The sequence below is a fragment of the Streptococcus sp. zg-86 genome, assembly GCF_017639855.1.
GTDB classification, from domain to species: domain Bacteria; phylum Bacillota; class Bacilli; order Lactobacillales; family Streptococcaceae; genus Streptococcus; species Streptococcus zhangguiae.
Window position 1 is genome coordinate 862931 of record NZ_CP072115.1, and the last position, 13765, is coordinate 876695.

Annotated in this window: 14 protein-coding genes; 7 read left to right on the forward strand and 7 right to left on the reverse strand. The window is 40.8% G+C overall.

The window, feature by feature from the left end:
• Positions 1 to 36 precede the first annotated feature (36 nt).
• Entirely contained in the window at positions 37 to 630 is a 594-nt protein-coding gene (locus tag J5M87_RS04155; RefSeq protein ID WP_154608663.1) for an N-acetyltransferase, read from the reverse strand.
• A complete protein-coding gene (locus tag J5M87_RS04160; RefSeq protein ID WP_181351484.1) occupies positions 627 to 794 on the reverse strand; it encodes a hypothetical protein in 168 nt (55 codons plus the stop codon). The genes J5M87_RS04155 and J5M87_RS04160 overlap by 4 nt, the downstream gene beginning before the upstream one ends.
• A gap of 468 nt (positions 795 to 1262) precedes the next feature.
• Between J5M87_RS04160 and J5M87_RS04165 the strand changes: the two genes are divergently transcribed.
• The 7 genes from J5M87_RS04165 to J5M87_RS04195 all read left to right on the forward strand — a co-directional run bounded on the left by J5M87_RS04165 (position 1263) and on the right by J5M87_RS04195 (position 6241).
• A complete protein-coding gene (locus J5M87_RS04165) occupies positions 1263 to 1682 on the forward strand; it encodes a DUF3990 domain-containing protein (RefSeq protein WP_154608662.1) in 420 nt (139 codons plus the stop codon).
• Between the two features lie 256 nt (positions 1683 to 1938).
• Positions 1939 to 2148 carry a hypothetical protein gene (locus J5M87_RS04170; protein WP_154608661.1) on the forward strand — a complete coding sequence of 70 codons (210 nt, stop codon included), beginning with the start codon at positions 1939 to 1941 and terminating at the stop codon, positions 2146 to 2148.
• A complete protein-coding gene (locus J5M87_RS04175) occupies positions 2132 to 2341 on the forward strand; it encodes a hypothetical protein (protein WP_154608660.1) in 210 nt (69 codons plus the stop codon). Before J5M87_RS04170 ends, J5M87_RS04175 begins: the two co-directional genes overlap by 17 nt.
• 330 nt (positions 2342 to 2671) lie before the next feature.
• Entirely contained in the window at positions 2672 to 3562 is an 891-nt protein-coding gene (locus J5M87_RS04180) for a glycosyltransferase family 2 protein (RefSeq protein WP_154608659.1), read from the forward strand.
• A gap of 363 nt (positions 3563 to 3925) precedes the next feature.
• Positions 3926 to 4411, forward strand: coding sequence for a GNAT family N-acetyltransferase (locus J5M87_RS04185; RefSeq protein ID WP_230082373.1), 486 nt, complete (start codon positions 3926 to 3928; stop codon positions 4409 to 4411).
• A gap of 9 nt (positions 4412 to 4420) precedes the next feature.
• The gene (locus tag J5M87_RS04190) at positions 4421 to 4888 is read left to right on the forward strand and encodes an 8-oxo-dGTP diphosphatase (RefSeq protein ID WP_154608658.1); all 468 of its coding nucleotides are present in this window, start codon (positions 4421 to 4423) and stop codon (positions 4886 to 4888) included.
• Between the two features lie 537 nt (positions 4889 to 5425).
• Positions 5426 to 6241: a transporter substrate-binding domain-containing protein gene (locus J5M87_RS04195; RefSeq protein WP_154608657.1), complete on the forward strand. Its 816-nt coding sequence runs from the start codon at positions 5426 to 5428 to the stop codon at positions 6239 to 6241.
• Positions 6242 to 6631: 390 nt separating this feature from the next.
• Here J5M87_RS04195 and glgB read toward each other — a convergent pair whose 3' ends face one another.
• The 5 genes from glgB to J5M87_RS04220 form a co-directional block, all read right to left on the reverse strand.
• Positions 6632 to 8473, reverse strand: coding sequence for a 1,4-alpha-glucan branching protein GlgB (glgB, locus tag J5M87_RS04200; protein ID WP_154608656.1), 1842 nt, complete (start codon positions 8471 to 8473; stop codon positions 6632 to 6634).
• Between the two features lie 354 nt (positions 8474 to 8827).
• Positions 8828 to 10273 carry a glycogen synthase GlgA gene (gene glgA, locus J5M87_RS04205; RefSeq protein ID WP_154608655.1) on the reverse strand — a complete coding sequence of 482 codons (1446 nt, stop codon included), beginning with the start codon at positions 10271 to 10273 and terminating at the stop codon, positions 8828 to 8830.
• A gap of 8 nt (positions 10274 to 10281) precedes the next feature.
• Entirely contained in the window at positions 10282 to 11397 is a 1116-nt protein-coding gene (gene glgD / locus J5M87_RS04210; protein ID WP_154608654.1) for a glucose-1-phosphate adenylyltransferase subunit GlgD, read from the reverse strand.
• A gap of 12 nt (positions 11398 to 11409) precedes the next feature.
• Complete coding sequence (locus tag J5M87_RS04215; RefSeq protein WP_154608653.1) at positions 11410 to 12537, reverse strand: glucose-1-phosphate adenylyltransferase; 1128 nt, start codon at positions 12535 to 12537, stop codon at positions 11410 to 11412.
• Positions 12538 to 12689: 152 nt separating this feature from the next.
• A complete protein-coding gene (locus J5M87_RS04220; RefSeq protein ID WP_154608652.1) occupies positions 12690 to 13601 on the reverse strand; it encodes a LysR family transcriptional regulator in 912 nt (303 codons plus the stop codon).
• Between the last annotated feature and the right edge of the window lie 164 nt (positions 13602 to 13765).

A 13765-nucleotide genomic window follows, 5' to 3' on the forward strand; every position in this document is an offset into this window, starting at 1 on the left:
GCTTCGCTCTAGAATAAAAAAACAGTCATAAGACTGTCATTTATGAATCTTCATTACGAGGACTCTCAACCCGCTTTCAGATTCGAAGTTTTCGATGAGTACAAAACCGAATTTTTGATAAAACTGCAAAAGCTTAGGATTGTTGTCGCATTCTAACCAGATGTAGCGTGTATTAATGATACGTGCAGCTTCTTTGGCTTTGTCATAAGCGAGTGTCAGTATCTTGCGACCTGATATGGTATTGTTTGGTAAGCTGTAATTCTTTCCAAGTTGACCAATGAGATAACTATTGACTTGATGTCCACCGCTTTCCAATTTCCGCCCATGACGATTGAAGAGTTTCTGTTTGTTTTTACTAAGTGCCTGAAAATCCTTCTTGGAGAAGATGAGAGGCTTGTTAGCAAGCGAGAAGAAACCGACAAGGTCACCTGTTTGTGTATCAAAAACTAGATAAGTTGATGAAATACTTGATTTTTCAAACTCAATCGCTTTGGTATGTAAAAAGACCTCCACATCATGAACTGTGGAAGTTTCTACATTAATACTTTTAAAGGACTTAATAATGGTTTTGACATCATTAAGCCCTAGAGCATTTATCAAATCTGACAGTGAGAAAGCGTGTAATGTCATCGTTTTACTCCAAAAAACGCTTTTATCTCTTCCGGGTCACTAATATATTTTACATCCGAAACATCAACTGTTTTAGGAGTCACATCCTTGCGGAGTGCTTTTAGCAGGCTGTCCGCTGATTCAGGCGTGAAACTAAAGTCACTGGTAAATGTTTTTGTAGCCATATAAAAACCTCCTTTGTTAGCTAACTTTAGTTTATTGTAACATAAAAAGCTGCAAAAAAACAACAAAATGGCGTTTTTCCGACACAAAAGTGTATATTTTCGGTGAAAAGTAGTAGCAGTAACTAGCTGTGCCATATAGAAAGAGGGAGCGTGAAAGTCACAACCTCCGTTTTCACGAGTAGTTATGGTAGTATAAGTGATTGATTTCCTTTGAGGAATTGATAATTTTGTCGTTTTGATAAAAAGAGAAGCAAAATAATAATGAAAATGTACGCTGAAAAACTAGGTTAATCTTCATCTAAAATCAAAAAATCCCAAACTTTTTAAAGAAAAATACGAATAGATATATAGACACGATAGTGTTATCTAGATAAAAGATTAGGGAAGTGCTTATTTAAAGTAGTATTTTACGGTTATCACTAGTCTGTAATCAGTAAAATATGCTATAATAGAGTTGGGATATGTGTTGTGGAAGCATTTAGAAAGATTTTTAATCATACTAGGGATCGGTATCATGGTACATTATCCACTGAAGTTACTTCCTTAAAAGAAGGAATTCAGGTGGATTATAGTAAGAGAAATTGTGATTTTGGAATTGGTTTCTACCTAACTTCGAGAAAAGAGCAAGCTATTAAGTGGGCAAAAAGAAAGTTAGAGAATGTTCGAGGTTTTCATTCAAGCGTCTATCCTGTAGTGCTGTTGTTCAGATTGCATGGACAGCCGGTAGCTGGTACGAAGGTTTTTGAGATTGATGAGAAATTCTTTGATTTTATTTACAGCAATCGTGTGCAATTGGATGTTAAAAAAGGTAAAACTAATCATGAGTATCTCATGGTTCAGAATGTAGACAAACCTCACAATTCAGAAAAACATTACAATGATATTTAAATTTCTGTAGTTTTAAGGTTAGAAAATTTGCGAGCGTAGCGAGCACAATACCGCCACCTCCGCCGTGCTAAAAGTGGGAGTGAGACAGAAGTCGTGATTTCGTTGAAATCGACTATCCTCGCTCCTTTGTTTCTGGGCTCGGGCTAAAATAATCCACTGGATTATTTTACTCCGAAGGAAGTCGCTGATGTCCGAAAGCACATGAGGATGGTGGCAATAAAAAGACTTTTTCTTCAAGCTGAATCATGAGTATCCCATGGTTTTTGGTCCCGTAATTGATGGACAAATTACTCAACTAAAAGAGATTTTGAAAGATTACAAAGAACATCAAAAAGAGTTGGATGAAGTAGTCGAGCGTTTATTAGGAAACTATCAAGAAGACAATCAGCTTTGTATCTGTCATCAGAGTGTTGCAGATAGATTTGTATTAGTGGAGGAGGAGAAAATTTATGTTAACAGTTACTGAAAGAGTACGTTTAAGAGAAGATGTAGAGCAATATATTGAGAGAAATCACCATGTAGAGCCTGCTACGGTTGAGGTGGTGTCAGATGTCGTGTTGAACAATTGGTTTGCGGAATTGGATGCTGGTGGTTCACACCTCACAGCAGATTTAATTGCGGCCGATATCGTTGACATTGCGAACAAGTATTGTAGCTAATCATTTTTAAATCGATGAATCATACAGGATGAGGGAGCAGGTATCTCTGTTCTCTTTTTAAGTTTAACCGTAACCGCCCAATAACAAGGTACCTATCCAACCACTCCCACCTCCAGTATACTGTTAGTAGAAAATCGAACTGGAGGCTATTCTGATGAGCCAACCTATCGTTCCTTTGAAAGTTCCCTTATCTTGTCGGTTTGATAAGAAAAATAGTGCTGAAACTGCGTATTGGACGCTTACCCTTTATTCAATTCATATGGTTATTGACAGCCTGAGCTAGATGGGGTATAGTGGTGATAGATAGCATGAGAGTTTTAGGAGAAAGCTATGGGACATCAGTATGTATTAACAGTAGTCATCCCTGCTTATAATATGGAGCGCTATATTGCACGAGCGATTGAGTCATTATTTGCTAGTGATGAGCAGTATTGGAGTTGTTTTGAGGTTTTGGTAATCAATGATGGAAGTACCGATCATACGGTAGAGATGATTAAGGCTTGCATGGAGCAGTTAGATGGAGCTTCTATTCGCTTGATTTCAAAAGAAAATGGTGGACATGGTTCTGCTATCAATTGTGGAATTTCTGAGACAAAGGGAGCTTATCTGAAGATTCTGGATGGCGATGATTGGGTGGATAAGCCTGCTTTTGAGGCATTATTGGATGCTTTGAAAGACAGTGAGGTAGATATGCTTGTGACCGATTTTACCAAGCAAATTCCTGCCTATGGACAATCTATACTAGAACAGCCTGTAGATTCTTCGTTGACAGGACTTGTGCAGTCTACTCTTCCACCCAAGCGTTTACCCATGCATAGTTTGACCTATAAGACTGCTTTGTTACAGAAACATCCATTTCGTTTGACAGAAGGAATCTACTATGTAGATGTGGAATATAGCCTATTTCCTATGCAGTATGTCACATCATGGCTCTATCTTCCTTTAAATGTTTACCAGTATTTATTTGGTAGGAAAGGGCAAAGTGTGACTCTTGATTCCTTGGTGAAAAATGCGCCTCACCATTTACAAGTGCTGAAGAATGTTCTGCTATTTCGGCAGAATATACCGTCAGACTCACCTCTTCAAGCAATGACAGAAGATACGATCATTTCCATGCTTGAAGTACAAGAGATGATTAATCATCATTCTCCTCACCAAGAAGAATTGCAGCAAGAGACAGAAGAGCTAATCAAGCAGTATCAGCTCAATCAGCTAGTTTAAGAGAGCAGAGCTTGTATTTATATTATAGTGGATTGAGAAAGGGCAAGGAGCTGCAGATAGAAAGCGACTTAACGATGTCCTAATACTCTATAAAAATCAAAATCTGACTAGCTTCCACAATTGAGAATTGTGGAAGGCTGGAAATAGAACGAGCACAGCTCGCCCCTTTGAACCACTAGTTCGGACTAATGGTAGCTGAGGATTATTGCATAATCCTTATTTCCAACCTTCAACAGTCCACAGGACTGTTGAAGCAAGGTGAGTTAACGACGTCAGACTTTGATTTTTGACGAGTATAACCTTTATTCAATTCACTATAGCATTAGCTAGCTACATTGATTTGGAAACCAAGGAGGAAGTGTGATGTTCACTATAACCCCGATGCTAACGGATGAGGAAAAAGAAGCTAAGGCCTATGTTCACTGGAAGTCCTGGCAAGAAGCCTATTCCCGCTTGTTACCAGATCATTTCTGGAAAGAGTATACCTTGGAACGCTGTCGCAAATGGGCGTTTGACTATCCTAATGATGTCTTTGTCGCAAAGATAGAGGATAAGGTTGTCGGCTTTGTTTGTTGCACAGCTTCTCAGCAGGAAAACTTGGAGAATGCCGGAGAGATTTATGCTATTTATATTTTAGCAGAATATTACGGACAGCAAATCGGCTATCGTCTGATGCAGTTTGCCTTGGAACAGCTGAAGGAGTTTCAACAAGTTTCGCTTTGGGTTTTGGAAGGCAATGAACGAGCCATTCGCTTCTACGAGCGTGTCGGATTTCGGTTTGACGGAATCAGTAAGGTGGTCCGTTTGGGCGAGGACCTGATTGAAAAAAGAATGCTGTATACAGTCTAAGGAGGAAGTATGTCGCGGAAGGAATTGGTCACGCTGACCAATATGTGCTTAATTGAGGATAGTGAGGGTCGTGTAGTAGTGCAACGTAGAGATCCCAAACTGTATCGCTGGTCAGGTCTTGCATTTCCGGGAGGACATATTGAGTCTGGTGAGAATTTTCATGATTCAGTTGTCCGAGAAGTTTTGGAAGAAACAGGCTTGACGATTAAACATCCTCAATTGGTTGGGCTAAAGCATTGGCCGGATAAGGATGGTCATCGCTACATCGTTTTTCTTTATAAGGCGAAGCATTTCTCTGGTCAGCTACAATCAAGCGATGAGGGACAAGTCTTTTGGCTTCCCAAAGCCGAATTATCTCAGATGGATTTGGCCTATGATTTACTAGAAGTTTTAAAGGTTATGGATGATCCAAGTCTGTCAGAATTTTTCTATACGCAAAAAGATGAAAATGGAGAATGGGATAAGCATTTTCGATAATCAGTGAGCAAGTCCAGAAGGGATACTGGGCTTGTTTTCATGTTTTAGATTTAGCATAGTTTTGCATTTTTTATCAAAAAATGAATAAAAATACAAAATAAGGTTGACAAATGAATAAAAATACTTTACAATAAGATTATCTTTTGAAAAAAGGAGAAAATAGGATGAAAATGAAAGAAAAAGTCCGATGATATAGAGGGTTTACTAAGGTTTGAAGATTGTATAGTGAATGGAATAACGGTTAGGACATCGTTATACTCTATAAAAATCAACATCTGACTAGCTTCCACAATTGAGAATTGTGGAAGGCTGGAAATAGAACGAGCACAGCTCGCCCCTTTGAACCACTAGTTCGGACTAATGGTAGCTGAGGATTATTGCATAATCCTTATTTCCAACCTTCAACAGTCCAGTAGACTATTGAAGGTTGGATATGGAGTAATCCCCGATTAATGCCAGTTCTATCTGCAGCTCCTTGCCTTGTCCGATTCCTTTCTTAATACACTATAATAAAGAAACAGAAAAAGAGGAAAAAAGATGAAATTGAAAAAAATGATGACAGCAACAGTTGCTCTTGTGGCGGGTTTGAGCTTGGCCGCATGTGGTGGTTCTAGTAAGGATGCGGGTAAGGATCCATTAGAAAAAATCAAAGAAAAAGGCAGCTTGGTGGTTGCGACCAGTCCAGACTATGCGCCATTTGAGTTCCAAACCTTGGTTGAAGGGAAAAATAAGGTTGTCGGAGCGGATATTCTGCTGGCTGAAAAATTGGCAGAACAATTGGGCGTGAAATTGGAAGTTTCATCCATGAACTTTGACAATGTCCTAAATAGTGTGCAAAATGGCAAGGCTGATATTGCTATTGCAGGACTATCTGTGTCTGAAGAACGCTTGAAGGTCTTTGACTTTTCAGATGCCTACTACAAGGTAAAGGATATGCTTCTGGTGAAACAAGATGCCGTCAAGAGTTTTGGGTCAATAGAGAGTTTGGCGGGTAAAAAAGTAGCTGTTCAAAAAGGAACAACTCAAGAAACTTATGCCAAAGAGGAGTTGAAAGATTCCAGTATTGTTTCTCTGACCCAAGTAGGAGAAGCAATCAATGAGTTGAAATCCGGTCAAGTCGATGCTGTTTTATTGGATTCTCCAGTCGCATTAGGTTATACATCTCAAAATAAGGATCTTGCTGTTGCAGATATTGCCTTCCCAGAGACTGAGGCGAATACAAAGGCTATTGCCATGTCAAAAGACAGCGGTGAATTAAAGACAGAAATCGATAAGATTATTAAAGGACTTGTGGAGAGTGGTGAGTACGAAAACTACTTGAAAGAAGTTGCCAAATATACAGCAGTTGAATAGAAAAATCCCCAATCCAGCATTTGGATTGGGGTTATGTGTATCTAGCGAAGGCCTGAAAGAGGCAAGTCTAGTTACTAGGGAAGTCAATATGCATCAAATATTCCTAGTCTATCTTACAAATCAGGTATTTTTTACTGAATTTTTCTAGCCTAGGCACAAAGTCAGACATTTTTCGCTGAATAATTTCTCTCCTAGGAGCTAAGTCTGCTATATTTCGTTGCGTTTTTGCAGACTAGGAGCTAGGTCTGCTATTTTTCATTGCATTTTTCCAGCCTAGCTACTAAGTCTGGTATTTTTCGCTGTGTTTGTCAATCCTAGATGCAAGGTCTGCAAATTTCGCTGAATTTTTCTCGCCTAGGCACTTAGTGAGAAATATTCTGCTCATTTTTTCTAGTCACTATCTGCTGAACTGTCTAGGCGGCTAAGATAGTAGGTCGTTAAGCGTGGTATGGTGATGCGTGCGCCGTCTTTATCTGCTTTCAATGTGAAAGTTTCGGTTGGAATGGCATTGGAAGAAAAGACTAGTTGGTACTCAGCCCCTTCTGGGAGATCCAGTTGCAAATCGTAAACCTCTTGATCATTGAAGTTATTGACGACTAGGATTTCTTCCTCGTCGCTGTAACGGCAAAATGCATAGCAGTTGGCTTCTTCTAGGATTTTTGCCCATTTAAAGCCTTTTTCATGGACTTGGTAATCATACTTCCAGAAAGCATCATGCTGACGGTAGAAGTTGGTGAGGGTCTTCATCATTTGAGCAAAGGATTGATGGATTGGAAAGTCGAGTAGGCTCCAGTCCATTTGGGTATACTCATGCCATTCGCGAATATGGCCCCATTCATTTCCCATAAAGAGTAGTTTTTTACCGGGATGGGCAAAGAAGTAACTGTAATAAGCACGCGCCAGATGGAATTTGTCTTCGTAGTCACCGTTCATTTTATTGACAATAGACAGTTTTCCATGAACCACTTCGTCATGGGAGAGGGGAAGAATGAATTGCTCACTCTGGTTGTAGTACATTCCAAATGTAATTTCCTTGGCATGGTGTTTGCGGAAAATAGATGGTCGCTCCATATGTTTCAGCGTATCATTCATCCAGCCCAAGTCCCATTTCATGTCAAAGCCAAGTCCGCCTTCTTCAAGGGCATGCGTAACCTTTGGATAACTCGAAGAGTCTTCAGCAATCATCACCACACCCTTGTATTCGGTATGAATCAAGGCATTGACCCGTTTGATAAAATCAATAGCTGTGTGGTTGAGCTTGTCATCTTCTGTTTCCCCTCGCCAATAGAGGAGATAAGACAAGGCATCAACACGAATACCGTCAAAATGAAATTCGTTTAGCCAGTATTTGATGTTGGATAAGAGGAAGGAGCGTGTGACACCTTTTCCAAGGTCAAAATTGGCTGTACCCCACTGTTGGTTTTCTCGGTCGCCCTCAACCTCGTATTCATAGAGCCAGCTACCGTCAAATTGGTAGAGCCCATGGGCATCCTTGCAGAAGTGGAGAGGTACCCAGTCAAGAATCACACCAATTCCTGCTTGGTGGCATTGGTCAATGAGGTATTTCAACTCGTCTGGTTTACCGTAACGACTGGTTGGACTGTAGTAACCAGTCACCTGGTAGCCCCAAGAAGCGTCTAGCGGGTGTTCTGTGATGGGCAAGAGTTCAATATGGGTAAATTGATGCTCTTTGACATAGTCGATGAGTAGGGGCGTTAATTCTTTGTAAGTATAAAAGGGATTTGCACCGTCTTCATTTACCAGTTTTTGCTTCCAAGAGCCGAGATGGACTTCATAGACAGAAAAAGGTGCTTCTTTAAAATCATAGTTGACCCGTTCATACATCCATTTCTCATCTTTAAATTTATAGCGAGGATTGTAGGTAATTGAAGCGGTATTGGGCCGGAGTTGGCTATAGAAAGCATAGGGATCAGCCTTATAGAGTTCTCTGCCGTCATGGGTGACGATGAGATACTTGTAATCTTCAAGCGACTTTAGTCCGTCAATATAGAGTTGGAAAACACCGTCTAGTTCGCGCTGCATCGGGTGGGTCTTTTGCCAATTATTAAAGCTCCCCACCACAAAGATTGTTTGAGCATTGGGTGCAAAGACACGAAATTCAGTTCCAAGGATTTTATTTTTTTCCTTGATGATATGCGCTCCCAATTTTTCATAAAGACTGGTATGTTCACCAGTATGCAAATAATATAAATCAAGATCTGTGAAGGTCATGTATTCTCCTTCCTAAAAGGGGAGTGGAAAAGAACTCGGATTATGGTGAATGGAATAAGGGTTAGGACATCGTTCAGTTGCTTTGCTTCAATAGTCCAGTAGACTGTTGAAGGTTGGAAATAGGGATTATAGAGTAATCCTCAATTACTGCCAGTTCTATCTGCAGCTCCTTGCCTTGTCCTAGTACTTTTTCAATCTACTATCTTTAAAAAGAGTTCGTCTGATCACACCCACAAAGTTGATCAGCCCTCTTTGAAGCTTAAAAAGCGAACAAAGAGGGCAATCAACTACTACGTTATTCTATTTTTACACATTTTTTCTGCTCAGCCGCAGGTAGGATCGGCTTGTCAATTCTTAGTAGGTGATTTCATTATAGAGATCGATATAGCGGCTAGCAGAGGCTGTCCAGCTGACATCAGCTGTCATGGCTTGACGAATCAATTGTTGCCAATCTTCTGGACGATTATAGTAGGTATCAAGGGCTAAATCATATACTTGCTTCATGTTGTAGGCATCCTTGCCCCAGAAACTAAAGCCACGCCCTTCTTTGGTCATACCATTGTAAGGAAGGACGGTATCGCGCAAGCCCCCGGTCTCACGGACAAGTGGGAGTGTACCATAGTGCATAGAAATCAGCTGACTGATGCCACATGGTTCAAACATAGATGGCATGAGAAAGAGATCACTCGCTGCGTAAATCTGGTGTGCTAGGGGTTCATTGTAGCCTTGATAGAAGGCAAATTTATCCGGATAGGCATCTTTGAAATAGTGGAAGGCATGTTCGATGTCTGATTCTCCATTTCCAAGAATGACAAACTGTACATGGGCCTGTAAGAGCTGGTTGAGGACTTCTGTTAAGAGATAGAAGCCTTTTTGCCAGGTTAGGCGAGATACGATACCGATTAAGATGACGTGTTCATCTTGTGGCAAGCCAAACTGGGCTTGAAGGGCTAGTTTATTTGCCTTTTTATTGTGAATGGTTTCCAGTGAGTAGTGGTGTGACAGGTACTCATCTGTCTGGCTATTCCAGGTATCGTAGTCAATTCCATTGACAATTCCTAATAGGTCATGGCGGCGCAATTCTAAGACATGCTGCATGTGTTCGCCAAATTCTTCTGTTAGGATTTCCTGCGCATAGGTTTCAGATACGGTAGTTACCTTATCTGCGTAGAGAATCCCTAATTTCATAAAGCTGATACAGTCATCATGGAAGCGGGCAATACCGTCTACATAGTAGCTGTAATCCATTCCCAAAGCTGACCAGAGAGCTTGTTTGTTGAAAATTCCCTGGAAGGCTAGATTGTGAATGGTAAAGACATGCTTGATGGCACGAAATTCTTCACGATAGCTATAAAAAGTCCGACATAGGAATGGAATGGCAGCCGTGTGCCAGTCATGGCTATGAATGACATCTGGGAAGAAGTGGAGTGCTTCTAACAAGCGACAGGTTGCGTGTTGAAAGAAACCAAAGCGCATGGCATCGTCATCGTAGCCGTAGAGATCTTTGCGCTCAAAAAAGTCACGGTGTTCGATGAAGTAGAAGGTAACCCCGTCCACCACTTGTTGGTAGACATTGGCCATAGACTGGATATCGCCTGCCCGTACATCAAAACTCGAAACATAGTCAAAGTCTGCATGATGATGAACAGCGATTTTGAGATAGAGTGGGAGAACAACTCGCACATCCATTCCTTGTTTGACCAATTCTTTGGGCAAGGAGCCAATCACATCAGCCAATCCACCTGTTTTGATAAAGGGAAGACCTTCTGAAGCGACAAAGAGAACAGATTTTTTGGACATAGTTCCTCCTAGATAACTTGATAGGCTTTCAGATAGGCAGGTGCTGTCGCACTTCCTTTAATGTCAACTGGGTGGGCAATAGTGGTTGCCTTATCAATAATAGCATTTTCAATATTGGCACCGCTCTTGATGGTTACACCGTTTAGAATGATAGAATTTTTAATCACAACGCCTTCTTCGATGACGACATCCCGGTCGATGACGGAATTTTCTACCTGACCATTGATATTTCCACCATTTGAAATCAAGCTACGTTTGACATCTGCCAGTGGTCCGTAAAGACATGGAGAGCTGTCGCTTGTTTGTGTATGGATTGGCCAGTTGTGCTTGAAGAGTAATTTCCGTGTATCTTGATCAATGAGGTCAAGCTGCGTTTGGAAGTAGGCTTCAACAGTATTGATACAAGCAACAAAATCGCGATGGGCATAGCCCACAATCTTGTACTGCTCGACAACGTCTCGTAAAATGTCTTTGAGCCAGTAGAGAGAAGAGACCTTATTGGCACGTTTGATTAGCTCGACAAAGAGCGTTCGTTTCATGAAGTAGGCTTCAAGGGAAACAGGACGGTTCTTGTATTTACCGTGATTTTCTTCAAATTCAATAATCCGTTTGTCTTCGCCAAATTTGAGGGTTTGGCAGCCGATGAAGTTTTCTTTGGCATTTGTGACATTTTTATACAAGACAGTAATATCAGCCTTGGTTGCTAAATGTTCGTCTAGTAATTTTGAGTAGTCTTGGCTGTAGATAAAGTAGGACGGCGCAATCAGGACATATTCCTTATTTGAATTTTCAATGTAGTGGATATGGTCTGAGAAGGCCTTGATATCGTGTTGATAGATTGAGTTAAAATCTGTTGCGCTGTTGAGCAAGCGTAATTTTCCACGTTTACTGTTGATGTTGTAATGTTTACCAGTTCCGACGTGCTGAATGGTTGAGCGCATTTTTGCTGGCATATAGACTTGGAAATCACTGATTCCAGAGTTGGACATGTTGGATAGAACAAAGTCGATTAAGCGGTAGCGTCCCAAGAAACCAAAGGCTTGAACGCCGCGGTGATCCATGACATCTCCAAAATGCACATTATTTCCTTCGATATTGACAATTCCTAATGTATTTCTTAGCATGGTAATCCTTTCTTACTTGCTTACGTTTTTATCAATCAAGAGAATAGAGTCAGCAGTACCGGATAGTTTGGTTCCTTCTGCAATCTTCACATTTTCCGCAACAATGGCATAATCTAATTGTACATTTTCACCAATCGTAGCGCCAGGTAGTAGGACAGAATTTTTTACGGAAGCTCCGTGGTTAACCAGTACATTTGTTGAAACGACAGAATGTTCAACACTTCCCTCAATAATTGCTCCCTTGTCGATATAAGCGCTACGGACAGTTGCGTTTGAACCGATAACTTGGGCAGGAGAGCCAGAGTCTTCTGAGTAGATTCTCCAAGATGAATCAGATAGGTCTAGGTCATCGGCATGGTCAATCAAGTCCATGTTCGATTCCCAAAGGCTGTTGACAGTTCCTACATCTTTCCAGTAGCCACGGAATGGGTGAGCATAGAGGCGCTTGCCGTCTGCCAAGTATTTTGGAATAATATCGTGCCCAAAGTCGTGTGATGACGTATCTAGCTTATCATCTTCAAGAAGATATTTCCGGAGGGTCTTCCAAGTAAAGATGTAAATTCCCATTGAAGCGAGATTGCTCTTTGGCTTAGCTGGTTTTTCTTCGAATTCTTCGATACGGTACTGGCTATCGGTATTCATGATACCAAAACGTGATGCTTCTTTCATCGGTACTTCGATAACGGCAATCGTTGCATCTGCTTCGTTTTGGATATGAGTGTCCAACAATTTGTCATAGTTCATCTTGTAAATGTGGTCACCAGATAAGATGAGGACATATTCTGGATCGTGCAAGTCAACGAAGTCGATATTTTGTGTAATAGCATCGGCTGTTCCCTTGTAGAGACCGAATCCTTCAATTTTTTCACTTGGAGGAAGCACAAAGACACCAGAGCCTTGCACATCTAATCCCCAACGTTGAGATTGGGCAACGTAAGAGTTGAGTAGGACAGGCTCGTATTGCGTTAAAACACCAACAATGTCAATTCCTGAGTTTGCACAGTTACTGAGAGGGAAGTCAATAATGCGGTATTTTCCACCGAATGCAACAGCAGGTTTTGCAACTTTTTTGGTCAAGCCTTCCAAGCGCGTTCCACGTCCGCCGGCAAGAATCATTGCTAATAATTTATTTTGTGCCAAAATAGATCACTCCTTATATATAAGATAGACTTATTATAGCATAAATAAAAACATAATGGAAGCGTTTTCCGAAAGAATAGATGAATAATTTTCACTTATTCTTGCGGTACGCTTTCACTATGTTTTTTACAGTTTTTTTCCGTTGAAAGAAGCTAGTTTCCATCAAACTTGACTTCGTCTAGGAGGTAGCTGATAAATTTTTCACCCATTTCAGAAAGAATGGTCTTTTCATGCTGAATGTAGACTAATTCAATCTCGTCATCATAGTCAAGAGGAATCGAGACAATATTATCACCATTTAAATTGGAATTTAAAATCCCTGTAGCAATCGTGTAGCCGTCTAGTCCGATTAGTAGGTTGAATAGGGTTGCACGGTCGGAGACAACAATTGATTTTTTATGGTGTTCTTGAGATAGAATCTCTTCTGAGAAGTAGAAAGAATTGTGGATTCCTTGCTCGTAGCTGAGGTAGGGAAAATCTGCCAAATCTTCTAGGCTAATGAGTTCTTTTTGGGCGAGGGGATTGGTCTTGCTGACAAAGACATGGGGTCTTGCTGTAAAGAGGTGGGTATGGCTTAGGCGGTGGTCATCAAGTAGCTTTAAGAGGACATCTCGGTTAAAGCTATTTAAAAAGAGGACACCGATTTCAGAACGGAAATTCTTCACATCATCGATAATTTCCCAAGTCCGTGTTTCCCGTAAAAAGAGTTCGTAGTCTTCCATATCTGTTTCTTTTAGCAGAGAAACAAAGGCGTTGACCACAAAGGCGTAATGCTGAGAAGAGACACTAAAGAGTTGGCGTTTTGCGCCGGGATTTTTATAGCGTTCTTCTAGGAGTTCAGTCTGCTCCACGACTTGTCGGGCATAGGAGAGAAATTCCATACCGTCTCTGGTCAAGGTAATGCCTTTGGGATTGCGGTAAAAAATCTCAATACCCATTTCTTTTTCCAAATCGCGAACAGCGTTGGATAGGCTAGGTTGGGTGATAAAGAGTTGTTTGGCAGCTTCGTTCATGCTGCCTGTTTCAGCAATTTTAATGATGTAGTGTAATTGTTGGATTCTCATATCTCTATTGTAACATGATTTGACAAAAAAAGGCGAAAAATGTATAATGCAAGATAAGAAAACCTTTAATTGAGTCCAGAGAGGCAAAAAAGGCGAATACAGATAGTAAGAACCTATATTCACAGCTCAGCAGTTCTATTTAGAGCTTATGAATACAGGTTCTA

Bases quoted from the DNA above. Each gene is read 5' to 3' on its own strand.
- glgA (WP_154608655.1), bottom strand. From the start codon at position 10,273: ATGTCCAAAAAATCTGTTCTCTTTGTCGCTTCAGAAGGTCTTCCCTTT.
- glgD (WP_154608654.1), bottom strand. From the start codon at position 11,397: ATGCTAAGAAATACATTAGGAATTGTCAATATCGAAGGAAATAATGTG.
- J5M87_RS04180 (WP_154608659.1), top strand. From the start codon at position 2,672: ATGGGACATCAGTATGTATTAACAGTAGTCATCCCTGCTTATAATATG.
- J5M87_RS04175 (WP_154608660.1), top strand. From the start codon at position 2,132: ATGTTAACAGTTACTGAAAGAGTACGTTTAAGAGAAGATGTAGAGCAA.
- J5M87_RS04155 (WP_154608663.1), bottom strand. From the start codon at position 630: ATGACATTACACGCTTTCTCACTGTCAGATTTGATAAATGCTCTAGGG.
- J5M87_RS04185 (WP_230082373.1), top strand. From the start codon at position 3,926: ATGTTCACTATAACCCCGATGCTAACGGATGAGGAAAAAGAAGCTAAG.
- J5M87_RS04190 (WP_154608658.1), top strand. From the start codon at position 4,421: ATGTCGCGGAAGGAATTGGTCACGCTGACCAATATGTGCTTAATTGAG.
- J5M87_RS04170 (WP_154608661.1), top strand. From the start codon at position 1,939: ATGGTTTTTGGTCCCGTAATTGATGGACAAATTACTCAACTAAAAGAG.
- J5M87_RS04195 (WP_154608657.1), top strand. From the start codon at position 5,426: ATGAAATTGAAAAAAATGATGACAGCAACAGTTGCTCTTGTGGCGGGT.
- J5M87_RS04220 (WP_154608652.1), bottom strand. From the start codon at position 13,601: ATGAGAATCCAACAATTACACTACATCATTAAAATTGCTGAAACAGGC.
- glgB (WP_154608656.1), bottom strand. From the start codon at position 8,473: ATGACCTTCACAGATCTTGATTTATATTATTTGCATACTGGTGAACAT.
- J5M87_RS04160 (WP_181351484.1), bottom strand. From the start codon at position 794: ATGGCTACAAAAACATTTACCAGTGACTTTAGTTTCACGCCTGAATCA.